Raw genomic sequence first — 18548 nt, forward strand, 5'->3', positions numbered from 1 at the left:
GACGCTGCGATGAGTGCAATTCGGGTAGTGATGGCGGACGACAGCCAACTAGCACGTGATGTGCTGCGCGACATCCTCACCCGCGATGGCGACATTGAGATTGTTGGTGAAGCCAGCAACGGGCGAGAGGCGGTGGAACTTGCCCGCCGCTTATCGCCGCAGTTGATCACAATGGATCTGAATATGCCGGTCATGGACGGCCTCAGCGCCATTGAAGAAATTATGCATACCAAAGGGGTTCCTATCCTGGTGGTAAGCGATCGCTCTGATGCCGAAACAGCTTACCGAGCGCTCGACGTTGGCGCGCTAGAAGTGATGCCAAAGCCGACCCTTGATGATGAAGACGCACAACGACTACTCGCGCGTGTTCGGCTTCTTTCGGGAGTTGCTGTTATTACCCGCCTACGGCGCCGATCAACATCAGCCATGCCCGTTGCACCGGTAAACGCGTCATCTGTTTACCATCATAATATGCCGAAAACTTTCCAGCGCATCATCGCCATTGCTTGCTCTACCGGCGGGCCGCAGGCACTCGCCCATTTGCTTAGCAAGCTGCCGGCTAGCTTTCCCGCACCCGTAGTGATTGCCCAGCATATCAGCCATGGCTTCATTGAAGGCATGGCGCACTGGCTGACATCGCTTTGTTCAATGCCGGTTCGCGTTGCCCAACACGGTGAACCGCTTAAGCCAGGCTTTATTTATTTATCGCCCTCAGAAAGCAACTTACATGTCACGCCGTATCACCGCCTGCAACTACAGCAAAGCCCAGATAATTCGCTTTATCACCCCAGCTGCGATGCACTGTTAACAAGCGTCGCGAATGTCTATGGCCCAGAGGCTATTGGGGTGATTTTAACGGGCATGGGCCGTGATGGCGTTAGCGGCATGCGCGCTATTCATTTATCGGGAGGCTGCACCTTTGCCCAAGACGAAGCCAGCTCGGTTATTTACGGCATGAACCAAGAAGCGGTTAGTGCTGGTGTTATCCAGCATGTTGTTTCCCTTGATGAGCTTCCTGACAGACTCATTCGCGAGACCAGTGGGCAACAACGGCTGTCTACCTGGACGAAACCGCTATGAGTTCGCTGACGCCCTTCAAGAACCTGGTGCACCGCCGCTGCGGTTTGCACTTAGAGGGCCTCGCTGAAGCCCGCCTCGTTAAAGCAGTTGAGGCACTTCAAACAGACACCGATATTAGCGACACCTCGAAGCTCATTGCACAACTAGAGCAAAACGAAGCGATGTTTGATCGCTTTATCAGTCAGTTAACGGTAAACGAAACCTACTTCTACCGGGAGCCCGAAGCACTCCACTGGTTAGCCGATACCTACCTCCCTCGGCGGCTGGCTGAAAAAGGTAAACCATTGGCTATTTTCAGCGCTGGGTGTTCTTCAGGCGAAGAGCCTTACAGTGTTGCTATTGCGCTGCTTGAGCGCTACGGAGAGCGTGCCAAGCAACTCTTTCATATTACGGGAGGAGACGTTGATCAGCAGGTTCTTAGTAAAGCTCAAAAAGGCATTTACAGCGGCATGTCGTTTCGGGCACTGAACCCTGCGCTTAAGCACCGCTATTTTCGCCCAGAGGGCAGACGCTTCAAAATAGATGAGGCGCTCCGTCAGTGGGTCACCTTTTGCTCATTTAACGTATTACAGCCAGACGCTGACAAGCTTGGCCCCTTCGACGTGATCTTATTTCGCAACGTATCGATCTATTTTGACGAAGCGACCCGACGCGATATACAACGCCACCTGAAGCAACTGATGGAACCACACGGGGTTTTGATGTGCGGTGTCACGGAAACATTAGGCAACGACCTGGGCATTTTGGAATTACAGCAGGCCCAAGGGGTGTTTTTTTTCCAAGAGAGCACGCTGCCCAGTGCCTTACCTGCCAATGATGAGCCACCTTATCGCGACGATCCGTTGCCAGACCCACCGGTGGTGTCAGAGACGCCTCCACAACCACCTGAGAACGACCCCGAGCATAAGCCGATGGCATCCTTTAATGAGGCTTTGCAGGAGGCACATCATTTACTGAACCAGAACGCATTTTTAGAAGCCGCCACGCTACTTTCTGACCTTTTAGCACAGCAGCCCTGGAGTGTGGATGCGTTACTACTGGCTGGGTTAGTCGCTCGTTGGCAGCAGAACTTTGCTGATGCTTACGACTACTTTAAGCGAGCCATTTACGTTGCACCTGAATGCTGGCCAGCTCACTTTTTTCAAGCCGAGCTTTTTCGACTAGGCGAGCTTAGCGATGCTCCCGGACAACGAAAGCGTGGCTATGCAGCGGTTATTCGCCTACTGGACGTGTCAAAACAGGCGGATGGTGGATTGAGTGTCATTGCACCGCCTATTCCTCCGGGGGATGCCTACTTTTTGGCAACTCGCTACCTTGGTGCACAAGCAGCGACACAGGGAGTGGGTTAATGGCACTGGATATTAAACGCTTTATTCAGCGCTTTATTGAAGAAGCGTCAGACCACTTGCCCCGTTTAAGGGAAGGTATTGAAGCGCTAGAACAAGGCGATACCCATCAAGAACGCATCAATGAGCTGTTTCGTGCGGCCCATACGCTGAAAGGCTCTTCGCGCATGCTGAAGCTTACGCCTATTACAGCGATCGCTCACAGCACTGAAGAGCTGTTAAGCGCACTACGCGACGGAACACAAACCGCCTCGCCTGATGTTACATGCCTTCTTAACCAGGCCACCGACGCACTGTCTGATCGGGTTAACCAACTTGCTCAGGGTGCTTCTCCAGCAGAGCTAGCAGAAGCCGATCATCAGCTTTGCCAAGCCATGGAAAACGCCGCCGTGGGAAAACTGTCGACCTCTTCTCCTCCTGTAACGGTAGTACCCCATAACGATACTGCTAAGAACGATAAAACAGAGAACGATGACGCTGGGATTGTATCCCCCTACGCCGCACTGCCTACAACGAAAAGCGCCACGCTTCCGGCTCAGGAACTACGCTTAACCGACACGGTGCGGGTGCGTCTTGACCGCCTAGATGACGTCATTCGCCTGATGGGGGAAGTGTTATCAGGGCACCATCATCTTCATTCTCTGGTAGAGCAAGCACGGAGTCTAAGCACGTCGTTACCCAAAGATCAGCAGGCACCCTTTAACGCCTTTAGTCGCGAGTTGAAGGACAGCGTTCTCTCCCATGACGGCCTTATGAGCGATCTCCATGACCGCGCCTTGCAGATGCGCATGCTGCCGCTGAGCGTAGTGTTTGATCCCTTATCCCAAATGGCCAGAGACCTTGCCCATTCGCTAGACAAACAGGTTCATTGCCGTGTTCACGGCAGTGAGATTGAGCTTGACCGACAGATGATAGATCGCCTGTCGGATCCGCTAATTCATCTACTGCGAAATGCGTTAGATCACGGTTTAGAAACACCTGATGAACGTCAAGCAGCAGGCAAGCCTATACGGGGGCAATTATCACTAGAGGCATGGCAAGACGGCAGTTGGGTAGTCATTGAAATGCGCGATGACGGCACGGGTATTTCCCTAGAAGCGGTACGGCGTAAGGCGCTCTCCAAGCAACTGCTCAGCGAAGAACAATTGCTTGCCCTAACCGAACAGGAAACCTTAGAACTTATTTTCCTGCCCGGCTTCTCAACGAAACCTTTGATTACCGATTTTTCAGGCCGTGGCGTGGGGATGGATGTCGTCAAACGCACGGTCATTGATGAACTCAACGGTGATTTACGCCTTTCCAGCCATTCCGGCAAAGGCACTTGCTTTACCCTGCGCCTGCCTTTATCGCTGGCTATGATGCGTGTTCTCTTAATAAACGTGGGCGCTGTCACATTAGGTGTAACAGCGCCTTATGTGTCAGAGCTTGTAGAGCATGCATCAACGAACTTTATTGATGCTGCTGGGCAAAAAACACTGATTCTGCGTAACGAGTTCGTGCCAGTCGTATCCCTGGCGGAATTATTAGACCTGCCCTATACGCCCACTGAGTCCGGCAATCTACTGTTACTTGTCGTACATCAACGTCATCAAAAGCTTGCGCTCATTATTGATGCCTTGGTAGATGAGCGTGACATGGTGATTAAACCTTTGCCCACGCATTTACGCCATTTGCCACTGGTTTCTGGCATGGTCACTCTGGGGCGCAGTACGCTGGTTAGCCTTTTGCACGTACCGACGTTACTGGAACATTCACGTCGATATGCACCCAAAGTGCTAACTAAAACGGATCAACCGCCCCAAGCACATCGAATACTTGTTGTTGATGACTCACTGAACACCCGTGAAATTGAAAAAGATGTATTAGAAGCTTGGGGATATCAGGTCACCTTGGCAGAAAATGGCCGTGATGGTCTGAATAAAGCCTTAGCTGACTCGTTTGATGCAGTGCTCACCGATGTTGAAATGCCTGTTATGGATGGCTTTGCGCTCACTGCAAGTCTGCGAGAAAATGAGATTTATCGTTATAAGCCAATTATTATTATCACATCACGAGAGAAAGAAGCGGACCGTCGGCGCGGCATTGAAGTAGGCGCCGATGCGTATATTGTCAAAGGCAGCTTTGATCAGAATAATTTAGTGGATACGCTAAAAGCGCTACTCGGCTGAGCACGCGCCATGACGGAGATTAATCATGCAAATATTGGTCGTAGATGACGACCCGTTGGCCTGCGAAATGACAGCAACGCTGTTAGAGTTCCAGGGCTATACAACGGTCATGGCCAATGATGCCATGGAGGCCACACAGCAGTTGGATAGCTTGGACACTATCGGGCTTATTGTTAGCGACATGCATATGCCGCTCATTAATGGGATCGAATTCTTGAAAATGCTGCGTGAACAAGGTGTTACCTTGCCATTTATATTGCTCACTGGCGATTCCCCTGACTCAACCCTTATGCAGACGCCTGGCTTAAACGCCTGCCTGCAAAAAGATGCGGAGCTAGAGTCCACGTTAGGCAATGCCGTGACTCAAGCGCTCAATGGTTGAACGTTTGTCATTCGCTTTACAGCGCATCGTTCGCCCACATGAACAGGTAGTCTGATGTCATCATCTGCCCCGACACTGCAACAAAAGCTGAATCAACTGCGCCAGCGCTTTATTGAACAGCTCCCAGCGCGTTTACAGCAAACCGCAACAAAGTGGCAACAAAGCCGCCTATCCGCGGAAGCAGAGTCCCGCTTAGCTCCCGAATTTCATCGCTTTTTCCATAGTTTAAAAGGGACGGGGCGTTCGTTGGGCTTTGAGCGTATCGCCATGTTGGCAGATCAAGGTGAAGAACTACTCAAAGCAATGCCTGATTCTGCTGGCCATGCTGTTAATGACATAAACAGCCTGATTCCTGAACTTTTTCAGCAGCTCAATGAAGAGATTGAGTACTTACAGTCCCAACATGGCCAGCAAACAGTGCTGGCATCACTCAACAGCGTTGAATTTTCATCAGTTGCACCTCAAACACGCAGCAAACGTCAACGGCTTATTTATTTATGTGACGATGAGCCCGACCAAGTCGGTCAGTTGCTACATCATCTTCGCTGTTTTGGGCATGAAGTGGTTCATTTTGAAGACACCGAGTCGTTTTTTAATGCAGTCCTTACCCGCCGCCCCGACGCTATCATCATGGATGTACAGTTTCCTCAAGGTAACACCGCGGGTACTGAAACGCTGACCAGCCTGAATAAATTAATCGGAGAGCGGCTGCCCTCCATCGTACTGTCGTCCTATGGTGACTTTTATTCACGACTAAGCGCAGTTCGAGCTGGCTGCAATGGGTACTTTACCAAGCCCATTAAGCCACTGGATTTAATGTTAGCCATCGACGAGCTCACCATTCCCTTGGATGAAGAACCGCTGCGCGTGTTGGTAGTCGATGATGAACCTGACGCTGCGACTTACCACTCATTGATACTTGAAGAGGCCGGTATGATTGTTCAGCAGGTAAATCACCCTGCTGACGCGCTGAGCGCCTTGGACCGTTTTAGCCCTGACTTACTGTTAATTGATGTGTATATGCCAGTATGTTCTGGTGAAGAGCTAGCCACGATTATCCGCCAGCAATCCGCGCATATTGGCCTGCCCATTATTTATCTATCTAGCGAAACAGACAGCCAAAAGCAGCTCTCGGCCATGACGGCAGGCGTTGAAGCCTTTATTACCAAGCCGGTTACTCCAGACGAGCTCGTGTCTGCGGTAAGGCTTCGCGCCGAACGTCTGCATCTACTGCGTTCGCTGATGACCCAGGACAGCATGACAGGGCTTTATAACCATAGCACCACGACGGATCTTATCGGTAAAACACTCGCCCAGGCATATCGTGAAGGTAGCCAACATGCGATGGCCATGCTCGACATTGACCATTTTAAAACCGTCAACGATACCTACGGCCACCTAGCGGGTGATCAGGTCATTATCACACTGTCACGACTGCTTAAGACCCGCTTGCGCATATCCGATATTATCGGTCGTTATGGCGGTGAAGAGTTTGTGGTACTGCTAAAAGGGGTCAATGCAAAGCGCGCAGCCGAACTAATTGATGAACTACGCCATGATTTCGAACTGGTAGATTTTCATGCTGGCGGAGAGCGCTTTCGCTGCACCTTCAGTGCAGGCATTAGCAGTTTTCCCAACCAGCCTTCCACTGAAGCGTTACGTCTAAGCGCGGACCAAGCACTTTACTTAGCTAAACGGCAGGGGCGTAATCAAGTAGTGATTAGTAACGAGGACGATGCAAAAGGAAAAGCAGAACCGAATCAACCCGGTGCAAAAAAACAATGACCAACGCCCATCAACAGCGTGACGGACAATCTCTCTCTCTCGAAGAGGCACTCGCCCGTCAGAATAGCGATGACACAATTATTGACGTGGATGAACCTTGCCAGCAATTGGTGTTATTTCGCTTGGCAGGGCAACGGTTCGCTTTGCCAGGCAGTGCGGTCAATGAAATTTTGAATGGAGATCAGCCGGTTTATTTCGTACCTGGCTTGCCTTCTTCTACGGAAGGTGTGATCCACTTACGTGGCAACATTGAGTCGGTGGTGACCCTACAAGCACTTCTCGGTCTCCCCCCTGGGGAACAAACGGGCATGCTGCTAGTGGTGACCGCCGCGGGCATTCGCAGTGCCATTCGTATCGATGTTTTAGAAGATGTTTGCGACATCCCAATCAGCGCACTAAAACCGGCACCGGACACCCTCTCCAGCCAGCTAATGCCTTATGTGAGCGCCCTCTGGCAACCTGATGTAACGCCAGAAGAGAGCGGCGAAGAAGAGACTAAAGGCGATTCTATAGAAGGCAACGCAGCCATTGCTTTGCTGGATCCAGACGCTTTATTCAACGCGTATCAACAAGGCTTAGGGTAGTCATGGCAATTGGCGCGCCGAATCATTCCTTAGACTCAGCGACCCACGTTGCTTTAGTGTTATTTAGTGCTGGCCATACGCTCGCCGCCATCGAAGCACGCCACGTCGCAGGGTTAGCAAAATCCCCACACCTATCGCGATGTGCGAATGCCGAGTGCCTATTGCTTAACGCGCCATTGTTGAGCGTGGCACCTACCCACTGGCTGACCCTTCAAGATGCCAACGGCGCTTGGCAGTTAGGCGTTACTGGCGACGTCGTCTTAGCTCATACGCCGATAACGGAACTGTTTCCATTACCTTCTTTAATTGCCGCACGCCACGTTAGCCCCGCCCTACGAGGCTTAGCGATGTCCAACCAAACGGTTCGTTTGTTATTTGATGGCGCAGCGCTTGATCCAGCGCTAACGCTGCAACCATAAACAACGAACCAGCGTGCCGTTTTCTACCTGCTGGTGTGGGTCAATCACTGCTAACGCGTCTGCACTAATACAGGATGACAGCACACCGGAATTTTGGTCTTCAAACGCATCGGCGATAATGCCCGCTTCGCTAAAACGTAGCGCAACACGCATATAATGCTGGCGCGGGCCGGTCTGAGTAGTGAAGTTAGCGGAGGCCGTCAGCGTAGGTAAGGCGTTCAACGCCGAACACCCTAGTAACGCACCCATCAACGGTCGTAAAAACAACCACGCGCCCACAAACCCAGAAACGGGGTTACCCGGGAGCCCTACAAAACGCGCCTCGCTGCCGTCTTCACGTGGCAAACGGCCCAATGCCAGCGGCTTTCCTGGGCGAATAGCCAACTTCCACATATCTAATTGGCCTAGCGATTCCAGCGCGGCTTTGACGTGGTCTTCTTCGCCCACGCTAACGCCACCGGTACTGACAACGACATCAGCGTCGGATGCGGCTTGGGTTAATAGCCTAACCGTTTGGGCATAATCGTCAGGCACACTGACCCGTTGCACCACCTCAGCACCAAAATTCTCTAACAAGCGCTTAAGCATCGGCCGATTAGAGTTATATAACTGACCTGGCTTTAACGGCGTGCCTGGATCAATGATCTCATCGCCAGTCGACAGTAGCGCTATCCGAGGACGACGGCGCACGCTAACGTGGGTCACCCCTTGCCCGGCCAAATGGCCCAACGCGGCTGCTTCCAAGCAGTCACCAGCGGGCAGCAGTAACTCACCTCGGCGTACATCACGACCCTGGCGGCGCACGTTGTCGCCCACCGGCAGGTCATCCGGCATCAATGCTTGGTCACCGTCTTGTGTTACCCGCTCTTGCATCACCACGCAGTCGGCCCCTGTGGGGATCTCACCGCCGGTAAAAATCCGTGCGCAACTGCCTTCCGCCAGCGGCGCTGCCGGGCTGCCTGCCGCAATACGCTGGCTGATAGGCAGCCACTTGCCCGCATCACTAGCACGTAGGGCATAGCCATCCATCGCGCTATTATCAAACGGCGGGACGTCCAACTGCGCGGTAACGGCTTCGGCCAACACACGCCCAGCAGCGGCCTCCAGCGGAACGCTCTCGGTGCCAACAAGGCTTACGTCGGCCAGTAGTGCTTCAAGCGCGGCACTTATCGGCTGTAGCTCAGCCATGCTGCCCCCGACCTGGGATGACCAGGTTGGCAAAGTTACAGGGTTTGTGGCGGCTGTCGAGTTGCTCCGCCAAGATACCGTCCCACCCCGTACGGCAGGCGCCGGTTGAACCCGGCAGGCAGAAGACGACCGTAGCGTTGGCTAAGCCGCCGAGGCAACGGCTCTGAATGGTCGAACTACCAATCTCATCGCCGCTTAGTTGGCGAAAACGTTCGCCAAAGCCTTCGATACGCTTATCCAGCAGCACCGAAATAGCTTCAGGTGTAGAGTCGCGGCCAGTAAAACCTGTACCGCCCGTGGTAATCACCACCTGTACGTTTGCGTCGGCAATCCACTGGGCGACTACCGCACGAATTTGGTAGACGTCATCCGGCACGATGCGTTTCTCTGCCAGGGTGTGCCCTGCTTCGGTTAAACGCTGCACCAGCGCTTGGCCAGAGCGGTCAGTCTCATCCGTGCGTGTATCAGAGACCGTAAGCACGGCGACTTTAAGAGGTACCATTGGCTCACTCATCAACGTCATCCCTATTTGGCGGCTTTCTTTTTAGCATGGTGCGCTTCCCAGGCAGCCTTCTGCTCGGCAGTTGCAGGCGGCTGATAGAGCTCCTTCCATTCACTATAGGGCATGCCGTAGACATACTCTCGGGCGTCTTCGTAGCTGAGAGTTTCATTCCGCGATTCAGCAGCAGACACCAACCATTTCGATAAACAGTTACGACAAAAATCCGCCAGAATCATCAGATCGATGTTCTGTACATCCTTATTGTCGTCTAAATGTTGTAACAAACGACGAAACGCGGCGGCTTCTAGCTCCGTACGCGTCGTTTGGTCTAATTCATTAAACGATGACATTGGCGATCCTCTTATCAAGTGGCTTTAGCGCAGCATAACAAAAGACACCGCCCGAAGGCGGTGTCGAGTGGCAATTAAACGAACCGGCTAGCTAGGTTTGGTGGCGGAAACATCGCCACTACTGCTGCCCGTTTTTTGTGCCGCGATTTCCTCTTCGCTCATGGCGGTATCCTTGACCTCCTCGTACCACAAATTGTGGTGCTCTTTGGCCCAGGTTTCATCGACATAGCCAGTGGTCATACCTTCCAATGAGCCTTCCGTACCGACAGTCCCAATATAGATATGGCCCAGCGCGACCGCCGTCAAGCCAAGCGCGCCCACCGCATGGATAATGTTTGCCCACTGCATGGTATCGCGGCCTTGGCCATAGTTGGGGAAGTCGAGTACAAAACCACTCGCGACCACCACTAAACCAGCGGTTGCTAACAGCCAGTACCACGCTTTTTCGCCACCGTTGGCAAAACCCGCGTCAGGATGGTGCTTGCCTGTTAACCCACCGGCCTTTTTAAACCATACCCAGTCATGCTTCTTAGGAATATTGTCTTTCAGCAAGCTAATTAACAGTACAACGAGTAGCACACCGAATATCGGGCCAAGATAGTTATGCAGCACTTTGGAAGCTGAGATCATCCATGCCCAGACGGCGTCGCCAAACAGTGTACGGAACACAAACTTACCGAACAGCAGGTTCAATCCTGTTAACGCCAAGGTGATAAACAGGGTGGCGACTGTCCAGTGAAGCGAACGCATTAGCAATGACCAGCGAAAAAGCTTACGCCCTGTGCGCGGCTCATCAAGATGTTTGCGTCCCACCATAACGTAGAACAGCGCAATCACCACGATCATCCCGCCAATCGCAATCAAACCAAACGGCGACACCCAACGGTTTCGTATCTGCCGCCAGGTTTCGCCACTTGAATTGATCAGATTGTAGTTACTGTCAAAGCGCGAGTCGCGATAGTTAGGCCCTGTTTCCCCACTGCGTACCTGACGCCACTGATCTGCACTAATACCTGGAGCAGCGGTTACCATTTCACGGTCGGTATCAGCTTGAGCAACCGCTAGTTGGGAAATGCCAAGACTTGCAACCACCAGCAGTAACAGGATCCCGACACGCCAACAGCGCTGGAAAAACGCCCCCAACCAAGGTGCCTGTGCAGGCACCCGAGAGGTCGTTGTTGTTATGGTCATTGATGTCATGACACACCTCCTTACCCTTTACGGGCAGCATCATAGGCAAGGTTGTCAGTACTGGCCTGGGGGTTATTCGACCAAGCACCATCTTTATGGCCTCGATGGACGACACGTTGACGGAAAATATCGGCAACATCCTGCGCATCACCTGCTAGAAGGGCTTTGGTAGAGCACATTTCCGCACATAGCGGCAACTTGCCTTCCGCGATGCGATTAGAGCCGTACTTCTCGTACTCCTCCTCTTTGCTCTCTGCTGGGCCGCCTGCACAAAAAGTGCACTTGTCCATCTTGCCGCGCTCACCAAATGCATTTTGTTGTGGGAACTGCGGTGCGCCAAAGGGGCACGCATAAAGGCAGTAGCCACAACCAATGCACAGGTCTTTATCGTGCAACACGATGCCATCATCGGTTTTATAGAAACAGTCAGTCGGACATACCGCCATGCATGGCGCATCGTCGCAATGCATACAAGCCACTGAAATCGACATTTCATCCGCTTCGCCATCGTTAAGTGTGACCACCCGGCGACGCTGGATACCCCACTCCACATCATTGGCATTTTTACAGGCGGTGACACAGCCGTTGCACTCGATGCAGCGCTCGGCGTCACACATAAATTTCATTTGAGCCATGGTGTTCTCCTCTCACCAGCGCGAGCATTTACCCGCGCTGGGCTCTGTCAGGTCGGTCGAGACGTTATTGGCTTAAGCCCGCTCAATTCGGCAGATGGTGCACTTCGTTTCCTGCATCAGTGTCACCGGGTCATAGCCATAGGTGGTGGCTGTGTTAGCCGCCTCACCAATGACGTACGGGGCAGACCCGTCCGGATAACGATCCCGCAAGCTCTCGCCTTGGAACATGCCGCCAAAGTGGAACGGCATAAAGGCAACCTTGCGATCAACACGAGGCGTGACCAATGCTTTCACCTTCACTCGACCACCCTCAGCCCCTTCTACCCAGACGTCGTCACCATCACGGACGCCAATATCATTGGCATCCGCAGGGTTCATCTCGACAAACATTTCTTGCTGCAGCTCGGCCAGCCACGACATCGAGCGCGTTTCTTCACCGCCCCCTTCGTACTCGACCAATCGACCCGACGTGAGAATAATCGGATAATCGGCACTGTTATCGCGATCCTGGATGGTTTTATACATGGTGGGCAGACGCATAATCGAGTCAAAGTCATCCCAGGTGGGATAGCGTTCAACCAGGTCGCGACGAGTGGTGTATAGCGGCTCGCGGTGTTTCGGCACTGCATCTGGGAAGGTCCATACCACGGCACGCGCTTTAGCGTTGCCATAAGGCGCGCAGCCACGGCCAATCGCCACCCGCTGAATACCGCCTGAGAGGTCAGTTTTCCAGTTTTTACCTTCCGCGGCCATTTTCTCAACGTCGGTCAGGTCATCCCACCAACCAAGGTCTTTGAGCAGCTGGTCGGTAAACTCGGGATAGCCGTCATCAATCTCACCACCAACCGGCGCTGAGCCTTCAGCCAGCAAATTAACGCCGTCGCGCTCAATACCAAAGCGGGCGCGGAAACCCATGCCACCTTCCATGACCGGCACGCTGGTGTCATAGAGGTTGGGCGAACCTGGGTGATTAAACTCCGGTGTGCCCCAGCACGGCCATGGTAGGCCATAGTAATCACCGTCGGCAGGGCCACCCTGGGCGCGCAGATGCTCGAAGCTAAAGGTGTGCCAGTTTTTCTGGTGCTCTTTGAGACGCTCCGGGCTTTGGCCGGTGTAGCCAACGGTCCACATGCCACGGTTGATTTCGCGCAACACGTCTTCAATCAGAGGCTCGTTGTCATTCATCTCAAAGTTCTTTACGAACTCATTACCGAAGCCAAGCTTGTTGGCAAACAGGTACATAATTTCGTGATCAGGCTTTGATTCAAATAGCGGCTCAATGACTTTGTCGCGCCACTGAATAGAGCGGTTGGTAGCCGTCACGCTTCCGGTGGTTTCAAACTGGGTTGTCGCTGGCAGCAGGTAAACACCGTCAGAGCGATCATGCATAACGGCAGCAACGGTAGGATAAGGGTCAACGATGACCATCATCTCAAGCTTCTGCATGGCTTGCTGCATTTCCACGCCACGAGTTTGCGAGTTGACTGCGTGTCCCCAGTAGAACATCGCTTTTAATGCAGTGCGCTGGGAGATGTTTTCATCCTCTTCCAGTACACCGTCTACCCAGCGAGAAACGGTTATACCGCTGGAGTACATCGGTTTTCCGTCGGCGTATTCAGTATCGTCAAAGCGCCCTTTCAGCCACTCATAGTCGACGTCCCACACCTGCGCCCAATGCTGCCACGCACCTTCAGCCAAACCGTAATAGCCCGGCAACGAGTCACAGCCAAGGCCGAGATCGGTGGCGCCCTGCACGTTATCGTGGCCACGCAAAATGTTAGCACCACCGCCAGACTTACCAATATTGCCCAGCGCCAGCTCTAAAATGCAGTACGCGCGGGTGTTATTGTTACCGGTAGTGTGCTGGGTACCGCCCATGCACCAGACCACGCAGCCCGGACGATTGTCAGCAAGCCGCTTGGCCACATCGAACATGTCCGCTTCCGGTACGCCAGTAATGTCTTCCACGACACTTGGCGTGAACTGTGCCACTTCTGCCCGCACCTCATCCATGCCGTAAACACGCTGGCTGATATACTCACTGTCTTCCCAGCCGTTCTCGAAGATGTGCCACAACAGGCCCCAAATGTAGGCAACATCCGAACCTGGGCGAATACGTACGAACTTATTGGCTTTCGCTGCGGTACGCGTAAAGCGCGGATCTGCGACGATGATGTCGCAGTTATTACGCTCTTTAGCAATGAGAATATGCTGCATCGCTACCGGGTGAGCTTCACTCGGGTTAGAGCCGATGAACAGAATCGCCTTGCTGTTCTGCATATCGTTGAGCGAGTTAGTCATCGCGCCGTAACCCCAGGTGTTTGCAACACCTGCTACGGTGGTGGAGTGACAAATTCGCGCTTGGTGATCTGTGTTATTGGTGCCCCACATGGATGCCAGCTTGCGCATCAGGTACGCCTGCTCGTTATTAAACTTGGCCGACCCAAGCCAGTAAACACTGTCTGGGCCATGGGCATCACGCAGTTCAAGCAGCTTGTCGCCAATTTCATTAACCGCGTCGTCCCAACTCAATCGCTGCCATTCACCAGCCACTAGCTTCATGGGGTATTTTAGGCGACGGGTGGAATGGCCGTGCTGGCGTAAGGAGGCCCCTTTGGCACAGTGAGCACCGCGGTTAATCGGGTGGTCGAAAGCGGGCTCTTGTTTTGTCCAAATGCCTTCTTGAACTTCTGCATAGACACCGCAGCCCACCGAACAGTGGGAACAAATGGTGCGTTTGGTCTCAACGGGTGAGTCTAATACGGGGGTTTTATTCGCCGACTCAGCGCGCTGCATCATTGGCGCGCCCATAAAGCCTGCAGCTGCTACACCACCGGTGGCAACGCCACTACGCTTTAAAAATTGACGACGGGAGATTCCAAGCCCTGAAGCGTTGGGAGTATTAGTTTTGCGAGTTAGACGCATGGCAGTTCTCCTGGCATTTTGCCGTCAATCACGCAGCGACGCATAGTACGCGCGAATATGGTCGGTTTCGTGGTAATTCGTTGTTTGTTTTTTAGGCTCAATCGACGCGGTGTTATCGGCTTGAGCTAGCGTGACGTGACCTACTGCGGCGGCCGCACCGGCAGCGGCGGTTCCTAGTCCAACGGTTTTCATAAACCGGCGGCGCTCAGGGTTGTGTGACGTGTGCATGGGTTTCTCCTCTATCATGCCCTTTTTCTTATGCATGGCCCGTAGGCCCAATTATTCGCTTACCACTGCGCACTGCCACTCACGGTGTGACGTCGCGCGCCGCGCCGGTTGCGTTTGTCGTTGGCTCCACAATACGCACCGGTTGATAGGCCGCTCTTTCGCTCAACGTTGCCTGCTCGCTTTCCATAAACGCGCCGCCCAACTGGCCAAGCGATGCGTAAAAAACAGTGTCTACTTTAGTGAGGTCGTCAAAACAGCGCGTTGACCAGGGAGCAATGTGTTGCTGGAAGAAGTAGCTCTGCTCGCTACTTTGTGACGTAATCAGCATCGCCATGACCTCACATATAGCAGCCAAATGATCTTCTGGCTCGCGGGTATGCTCGCTACGTTCAAACCCCAGTGCCCGAAGATCCTGACGCAAGGCAACCAATGCTGCCTCCATTAATTCCCCGTTGCGGTACCAAGACGCGTAGGGCACTACCTCGCCCTGAATGACGCCAACAAGAAGGCGAAAGTGGGCACGCTGAAGGCTATCTACACTGCTTTGGCTAGCGGCACTCGAGAGCGATGTCCAACACTCAGCCAGTCGGCTGCCGTCTTGTTCAATGTCTAGGCTGGCTAGCCACGTCAACAACTCACTGTCGGGTGCTTGCCGAAGCAGGCTGGCTAAAAGCTGATAAATATCGGCCCGCAGTGCGTCGGTATCGCTAAGTGTGGGCATTGCATCACTCATTGCTTTACACCTTTAGTTGCGCATCAGGGTCACGGATCATGGTTTTCCACACATCTTTGACCCGACAGTCCTCGCACATTTCTAGCCGCGCTAGTGCATCGCCCGCGAAATAGGGGTGGTTAGCTAGCTTCGCTTTGATCGTTGCTATCGTACTGGCAGTGGCAAACGGCTTGCCGCAGCCAATACACTCAAAGGCCGCCTCTTCGTGGCAAATGTGCCTTGTATCGCGTTCCGGCGCAGCCAAAAAACCAGGTAGCAGCGTAATCGCGTCTTCAGGGCACGCCTGTTCACAGAGCCCGCACTGCACACAGTCGGACTCCAAAAAACTTAGTGCTGGTGTATCGCCCCCTGCTTTTAATGCAGGCGTCGGACAATTACTAACGCAGGCATGGCAAAGCGTGCAGGCCTCACGATCGACTTGAATGCCGCCATAAGCTGCCCCTTTAGGCATGCTATGCCGATCATTACTAGGTGCGCCAAGTGCCGCAAGTGTTGCTAGCACTTGATTAAAGCGGGCGCGCTTATGGGGTTCAGTAAAGTTCAGCGTAGCATCGGTAAATGGTGTAAGAGAGGGAAGTGCATCACGCTGTTCAGTCGCCTCTGGCTGCAGCAGCTTAATCCGCGCGGCGTCATGCCCCAGCGCCTCTAGCAAGCCGTGGGCTTGGGCGACTTGATGGGTGATGAACGTGGCTAAACGAGGAGGCATATCATTGTGCAACTGAATGCGCACTTCAGCAGCCCCATTCGCCAGCGCGGTAAGCCATTGATCGTGGCCAGCAGCCCCCAGCTCTTCAAGCGGGACATCAAGCAGGTGGCCTGGTGTAACAACATCTGCTTTGCGTTCAGCATCAAGAGAGTCATGGGTGACAAAACGCATCACAGGCGCTTGACCACCCGCCTCGCGGTAGGCAGCCAACCACGTCGCTAACGTGTCTTGCTGACGACGAGTTTCCGGCAGGCGAAATTCAATCGCACCGGTTGGGCAAGCACTGGTACAACTGCCCACCCCTTGGCAAAGGAACGGGTCAATTTCAATACGCGATTCAATGCGTCCCTGAACGCTGGAGATAGCATCTGCAGGGCAAACATCCAAACAGCGCGTACAGCCAACGTTGCCACTCGCGGAATGCGCGCAGAGATCACTATTAACCTGAAAATAGCGTGGTTTATCGAACTCACCGACGAGGTCAATAACGCTTTCCAACACCTCACCGCGCTGAGATTCTTGTGCCAACCAGTCCAGGCACACATAGCCTGGCGGGGGGATTTCCCATGACTGAGTACTGTTCGACGTGCCTGTTGCCGTTAAGTCGAGCACCACGTCAAACACGTCACGCTCAATCAGTGCTTGAGCCAGATTGAGCGTGTCGTCATCCAGGGGCGCGAGTTCAACGTGAAAGGCACCAAGATAACCAGTGATTCGCAGCTGAGATTGCTGGGTATCGCTTAACGTTTGGCAGGTAAGGGGTTCACTGGCAGCCGCTAAATCAACTGCAGAATCAGTTGTCAGCAGCGTCAACGATGCCAAGCCACGGCCCTGTAACACTCGGACGGCTTGGCTAACGTCGTGTGAGTTGCCTATCAACAGCGCGTGGCCGCGGCTGTGATAAGTCACGTTAGCAGGCGTTAGGTTAACCGGCCAAGAGATACGCTGGCGTACCGCTTCGCGAGCGGTGACGTTAATCTGGTCATCTACCGATGCCAGTTGGATTCGTTGGTTCATGCATTCTCACGGTCAGAAAGTCGTTTTTTTTATAATTAAAAGTCATGTTTTTTTACTTTAAAGATATATCTTAGCGCTTTCTCAACCTTGAGCGTATGGTGCCTAGGCTTTTTTTGCCACTTTAAAGCGCATTAGTGTCTCAACGCTTTATCACCAAAACCACAATAACCAACTGTTTATAAAAGGTTTAATCCTTTTTAATACATTCGTCTACCTTGCTATTGGATGAATCAGACTGGTCGTCTAGTGACGTTTTTTGTACAAAACTTCCATCGCCTTTACAGGCGGTAACGCCTTCAGATGGGGTAGGCGTATCGTCATCCACGATATTCTCATCACCTGCTTCTGCTGGCCTATCTAATGCCTCTTCCGCCTTGTTTGCCCAGCGGCGAAGCTTGCTAGCTAACTCAGTGGCCATAGGCTTTAACTGCTGACGATAATCAGCATCGTAGTCATCCAACCCATCACGTACGTTGTAGTTACCGGTGGCCCATAGCCTTTTAAGGGCACGGCGGCGCAGTGCAGCGCTAACACCAGGTGCCATGAATCCACTGAAATCGCTGCCTGCCGGTAAGTTATCAGGGTCGGGTAAGGTGTGATCCAAGCTCCCAGGAAGGGGGGGCGGGTCATCAACGGTAGCCTCTGCATCCAACAAATCATCATCGCTGGAAGTAGCGCTTATCGCATCGGCCTCTAGCCCTGACTTCGGCTCTGCGCTTCCGTTGGGAGGGTTATCTAATGCTGCATCTGCTTCGTCGCTTTCAACGCCACGTTTTTTACGTGACCAGCGTTCAAATCTGCTCACTGGGGCTGCTCCTTGGTCGGGGTTTCTTTGGCCCGACCGGCTCCCTTATGCTTCTTTTTGCGCTTTTCTGGTGGTGCTTCACCATGACGCGCTAAATAGCTTTCCAGCCATACCTGAATCGCCATCGGCATCGATGCTTCGAGTACCTGCTGTTCACCATCAAGCCAACCTGCTGCGACATCTTGGCTTGCGGTAATAGCATCAGGCTTGGGCGCTTGTCCGGTAAAACCAGCGCGAACAAAAAGACGCGGGGTTGCTGACGTAAGGTTAAAGCGGTAGGCCGCACGCTCGGTCATCGATAATTGAAGGTTAAGCACATAGTCACCTTGCTCACCTGGCGTTAGCTCAGCGATACGCCATTGCGTTAAGGTAAAGCCCCTCACCTGCTTGGGCTCTGCCACCAAGGTAATGCTCAAAGAGCGCAGATTATCACTCATACGGATAGACCACCTTAGACCTTGAATGGGTAGACAAGTAAGCCTTTAGAGCGCCATCATCGTCAAC

18 protein-coding genes are annotated in these 18548 nt (G+C 53.1%); 7 read left to right on the top strand and 11 right to left on the bottom strand.

Annotation, left to right across the window (positions count from 1 at the left end; translation table 11 throughout):
* Positions 1–9: 9 nt before the first annotated feature.
* Genes cheB through B6A39_RS16025 form a run of 7 tightly spaced genes read left to right on the top strand, consistent with a single transcriptional unit; the run spans position 10 to position 7764 of the window.
* Positions 10–1080: a chemotaxis-specific protein-glutamate methyltransferase CheB gene (gene cheB / locus B6A39_RS15995; protein WP_083007222.1), complete on the top strand. Its 1071-nt coding sequence runs from the start codon at positions 10–12 to the stop codon at positions 1078–1080.
* Positions 1077–2429, top strand: coding sequence for a CheR family methyltransferase (locus tag B6A39_RS16000; protein ID WP_083007224.1), 1353 nt, complete (start codon positions 1077–1079; stop codon positions 2427–2429). The genes cheB and B6A39_RS16000 overlap by 4 nt, the downstream gene beginning before the upstream one ends.
* Positions 2429–4594 carry a hybrid sensor histidine kinase/response regulator gene (locus B6A39_RS16005; RefSeq protein ID WP_083007225.1) on the top strand — a complete coding sequence of 722 codons (2166 nt, stop codon included), beginning with the start codon at positions 2429–2431 and terminating at the stop codon, positions 4592–4594. The genes B6A39_RS16000 and B6A39_RS16005 overlap by 1 nt, the downstream gene beginning before the upstream one ends.
* A gap of 25 nt (positions 4595–4619) precedes the next feature.
* Positions 4620–4976, top strand: coding sequence for a response regulator (locus B6A39_RS16010; protein ID WP_083007227.1), 357 nt, complete (start codon positions 4620–4622; stop codon positions 4974–4976).
* A 54-nt stretch (positions 4977–5030) separates the two neighbouring features.
* Positions 5031–6761, top strand: coding sequence for a diguanylate cyclase (locus B6A39_RS16015; RefSeq protein ID WP_083007228.1), 1731 nt, complete (start codon positions 5031–5033; stop codon positions 6759–6761).
* A complete protein-coding gene (locus B6A39_RS16020; RefSeq protein ID WP_083007230.1) occupies positions 6758–7345 on the top strand; it encodes a chemotaxis protein CheW in 588 nt (195 codons plus the stop codon). The genes B6A39_RS16015 and B6A39_RS16020 overlap by 4 nt, the downstream gene beginning before the upstream one ends.
* A gap of 2 nt (positions 7346–7347) precedes the next feature.
* On the top strand, positions 7348–7764 hold the full coding sequence (locus B6A39_RS16025) for a hypothetical protein (RefSeq protein ID WP_083007231.1): 417 nt from the start codon (positions 7348–7350) through the stop codon (positions 7762–7764).
* Here the strand turns inward: B6A39_RS16025 and B6A39_RS16030 are convergent.
* The 11 genes from B6A39_RS16030 to B6A39_RS16080 all read right to left on the bottom strand — a co-directional run bounded on the left by B6A39_RS16030 (position 7747) and on the right by B6A39_RS16080 (position 18481).
* Positions 7747–8952 (bottom strand): molybdopterin molybdotransferase MoeA, encoded by a 1206-nt coding sequence (locus tag B6A39_RS16030; protein WP_083007233.1) that lies wholly within the window; start codon positions 8950–8952, stop codon positions 7747–7749. The genes B6A39_RS16025 and B6A39_RS16030 overlap by 18 nt on opposite strands.
* Positions 8945–9466, bottom strand: coding sequence for a molybdenum cofactor biosynthesis protein B (moaB, locus tag B6A39_RS16035; RefSeq protein WP_083007234.1), 522 nt, complete (start codon positions 9464–9466; stop codon positions 8945–8947). Before moaB ends, B6A39_RS16030 begins: the two co-directional genes overlap by 8 nt.
* A gap of 11 nt (positions 9467–9477) precedes the next feature.
* Entirely contained in the window at positions 9478–9804 is a 327-nt protein-coding gene (locus tag B6A39_RS16040; RefSeq protein WP_083007236.1) for a DUF1244 domain-containing protein, read from the bottom strand.
* A gap of 87 nt (positions 9805–9891) precedes the next feature.
* Positions 9892–11004, bottom strand: a complete 1113-nt coding sequence (locus B6A39_RS16045; RefSeq protein WP_156886233.1) for a formate dehydrogenase subunit gamma — start codon at positions 11002–11004, stop codon at positions 9892–9894.
* An 11-nt stretch (positions 11005–11015) separates the two neighbouring features.
* Complete coding sequence (gene fdh3B, locus B6A39_RS16050) at positions 11016–11630, bottom strand: formate dehydrogenase FDH3 subunit beta (RefSeq protein ID WP_009722867.1); 615 nt, start codon at positions 11628–11630, stop codon at positions 11016–11018.
* Between the two features lie 72 nt (positions 11631–11702).
* A complete protein-coding gene (locus B6A39_RS16055) occupies positions 11703–14555 on the bottom strand; it encodes a molybdopterin-dependent oxidoreductase (protein WP_083007237.1) in 2853 nt (950 codons plus the stop codon).
* Between the two features lie 24 nt (positions 14556–14579).
* Entirely contained in the window at positions 14580–14783 is a 204-nt protein-coding gene (locus B6A39_RS16060; RefSeq protein ID WP_083007239.1) for a twin-arginine translocation signal domain-containing protein, read from the bottom strand.
* 79 nt (positions 14784–14862) lie between these two features.
* Positions 14863–15516: a TorD/DmsD family molecular chaperone gene (locus tag B6A39_RS16065; RefSeq protein ID WP_083007240.1), complete on the bottom strand. Its 654-nt coding sequence runs from the start codon at positions 15514–15516 to the stop codon at positions 14863–14865.
* Between the two features lie 4 nt (positions 15517–15520).
* On the bottom strand, positions 15521–17239 hold the full coding sequence (locus B6A39_RS16070) for a 4Fe-4S binding protein (RefSeq protein WP_083007242.1): 1719 nt from the start codon (positions 17237–17239) through the stop codon (positions 15521–15523).
* 187 nt (positions 17240–17426) lie between these two features.
* Entirely contained in the window at positions 17427–18044 is a 618-nt protein-coding gene (locus B6A39_RS16075) for a DUF3306 domain-containing protein (protein WP_083007243.1), read from the bottom strand.
* Positions 18041–18481 carry a DUF3305 domain-containing protein gene (locus B6A39_RS16080; protein WP_083007245.1) on the bottom strand — a complete coding sequence of 147 codons (441 nt, stop codon included), beginning with the start codon at positions 18479–18481 and terminating at the stop codon, positions 18041–18043. Before B6A39_RS16080 ends, B6A39_RS16075 begins: the two co-directional genes overlap by 4 nt.
* Positions 18482–18548 lie beyond the last annotated feature (67 nt).

The organism is Halomonas sp. GT, from assembly GCF_002082565.1.
Lineage (GTDB): Bacteria > Pseudomonadota > Gammaproteobacteria > Pseudomonadales > Halomonadaceae > Vreelandella.

What these genes read in the sequence shown, in the direction of transcription:
- B6A39_RS16070 (WP_083007242.1), bottom strand. Translation starts at nt 17,239, where the DNA reads ATGAACCAACGAATCCAACTGGCATCGGTAGATGACCAGATTAACGTC.
- fdh3B (WP_009722867.1), bottom strand. Translation starts at nt 11,630, where the DNA reads ATGGCTCAAATGAAATTTATGTGTGACGCCGAGCGCTGCATCGAGTGC.
- B6A39_RS16060 (WP_083007239.1), bottom strand. Translation starts at nt 14,783, where the DNA reads ATGCACACGTCACACAACCCTGAGCGCCGCCGGTTTATGAAAACCGTT.
- B6A39_RS16005 (WP_083007225.1), top strand. Translation starts at nt 2,429, where the DNA reads ATGGCACTGGATATTAAACGCTTTATTCAGCGCTTTATTGAAGAAGCG.
- B6A39_RS16080 (WP_083007245.1), bottom strand. Translation starts at nt 18,481, where the DNA reads ATGAGTGATAATCTGCGCTCTTTGAGCATTACCTTGGTGGCAGAGCCC.
- B6A39_RS16065 (WP_083007240.1), bottom strand. Translation starts at nt 15,516, where the DNA reads ATGAGTGATGCAATGCCCACACTTAGCGATACCGACGCACTGCGGGCC.
- B6A39_RS16055 (WP_083007237.1), bottom strand. Translation starts at nt 14,555, where the DNA reads ATGCGTCTAACTCGCAAAACTAATACTCCCAACGCTTCAGGGCTTGGA.
- B6A39_RS16040 (WP_083007236.1), bottom strand. Translation starts at nt 9,804, where the DNA reads ATGTCATCGTTTAATGAATTAGACCAAACGACGCGTACGGAGCTAGAA.
- B6A39_RS16010 (WP_083007227.1), top strand. Translation starts at nt 4,620, where the DNA reads ATGCAAATATTGGTCGTAGATGACGACCCGTTGGCCTGCGAAATGACA.
- moaB (WP_083007234.1), bottom strand. Translation starts at nt 9,466, where the DNA reads ATGAGTGAGCCAATGGTACCTCTTAAAGTCGCCGTGCTTACGGTCTCT.
- B6A39_RS16045 (WP_156886233.1), bottom strand. Translation starts at nt 11,004, where the DNA reads ATGACATCAATGACCATAACAACAACGACCTCTCGGGTGCCTGCACAG.
- B6A39_RS16020 (WP_083007230.1), top strand. Translation starts at nt 6,758, where the DNA reads ATGACCAACGCCCATCAACAGCGTGACGGACAATCTCTCTCTCTCGAA.
- B6A39_RS16030 (WP_083007233.1), bottom strand. Translation starts at nt 8,952, where the DNA reads ATGGCTGAGCTACAGCCGATAAGTGCCGCGCTTGAAGCACTACTGGCC.
- B6A39_RS16025 (WP_083007231.1), top strand. Translation starts at nt 7,348, where the DNA reads ATGGCAATTGGCGCGCCGAATCATTCCTTAGACTCAGCGACCCACGTT.
- B6A39_RS16015 (WP_083007228.1), top strand. Translation starts at nt 5,031, where the DNA reads ATGTCATCATCTGCCCCGACACTGCAACAAAAGCTGAATCAACTGCGC.
- B6A39_RS16000 (WP_083007224.1), top strand. Translation starts at nt 1,077, where the DNA reads ATGAGTTCGCTGACGCCCTTCAAGAACCTGGTGCACCGCCGCTGCGGT.
- cheB (WP_083007222.1), top strand. Translation starts at nt 10, where the DNA reads ATGAGTGCAATTCGGGTAGTGATGGCGGACGACAGCCAACTAGCACGT.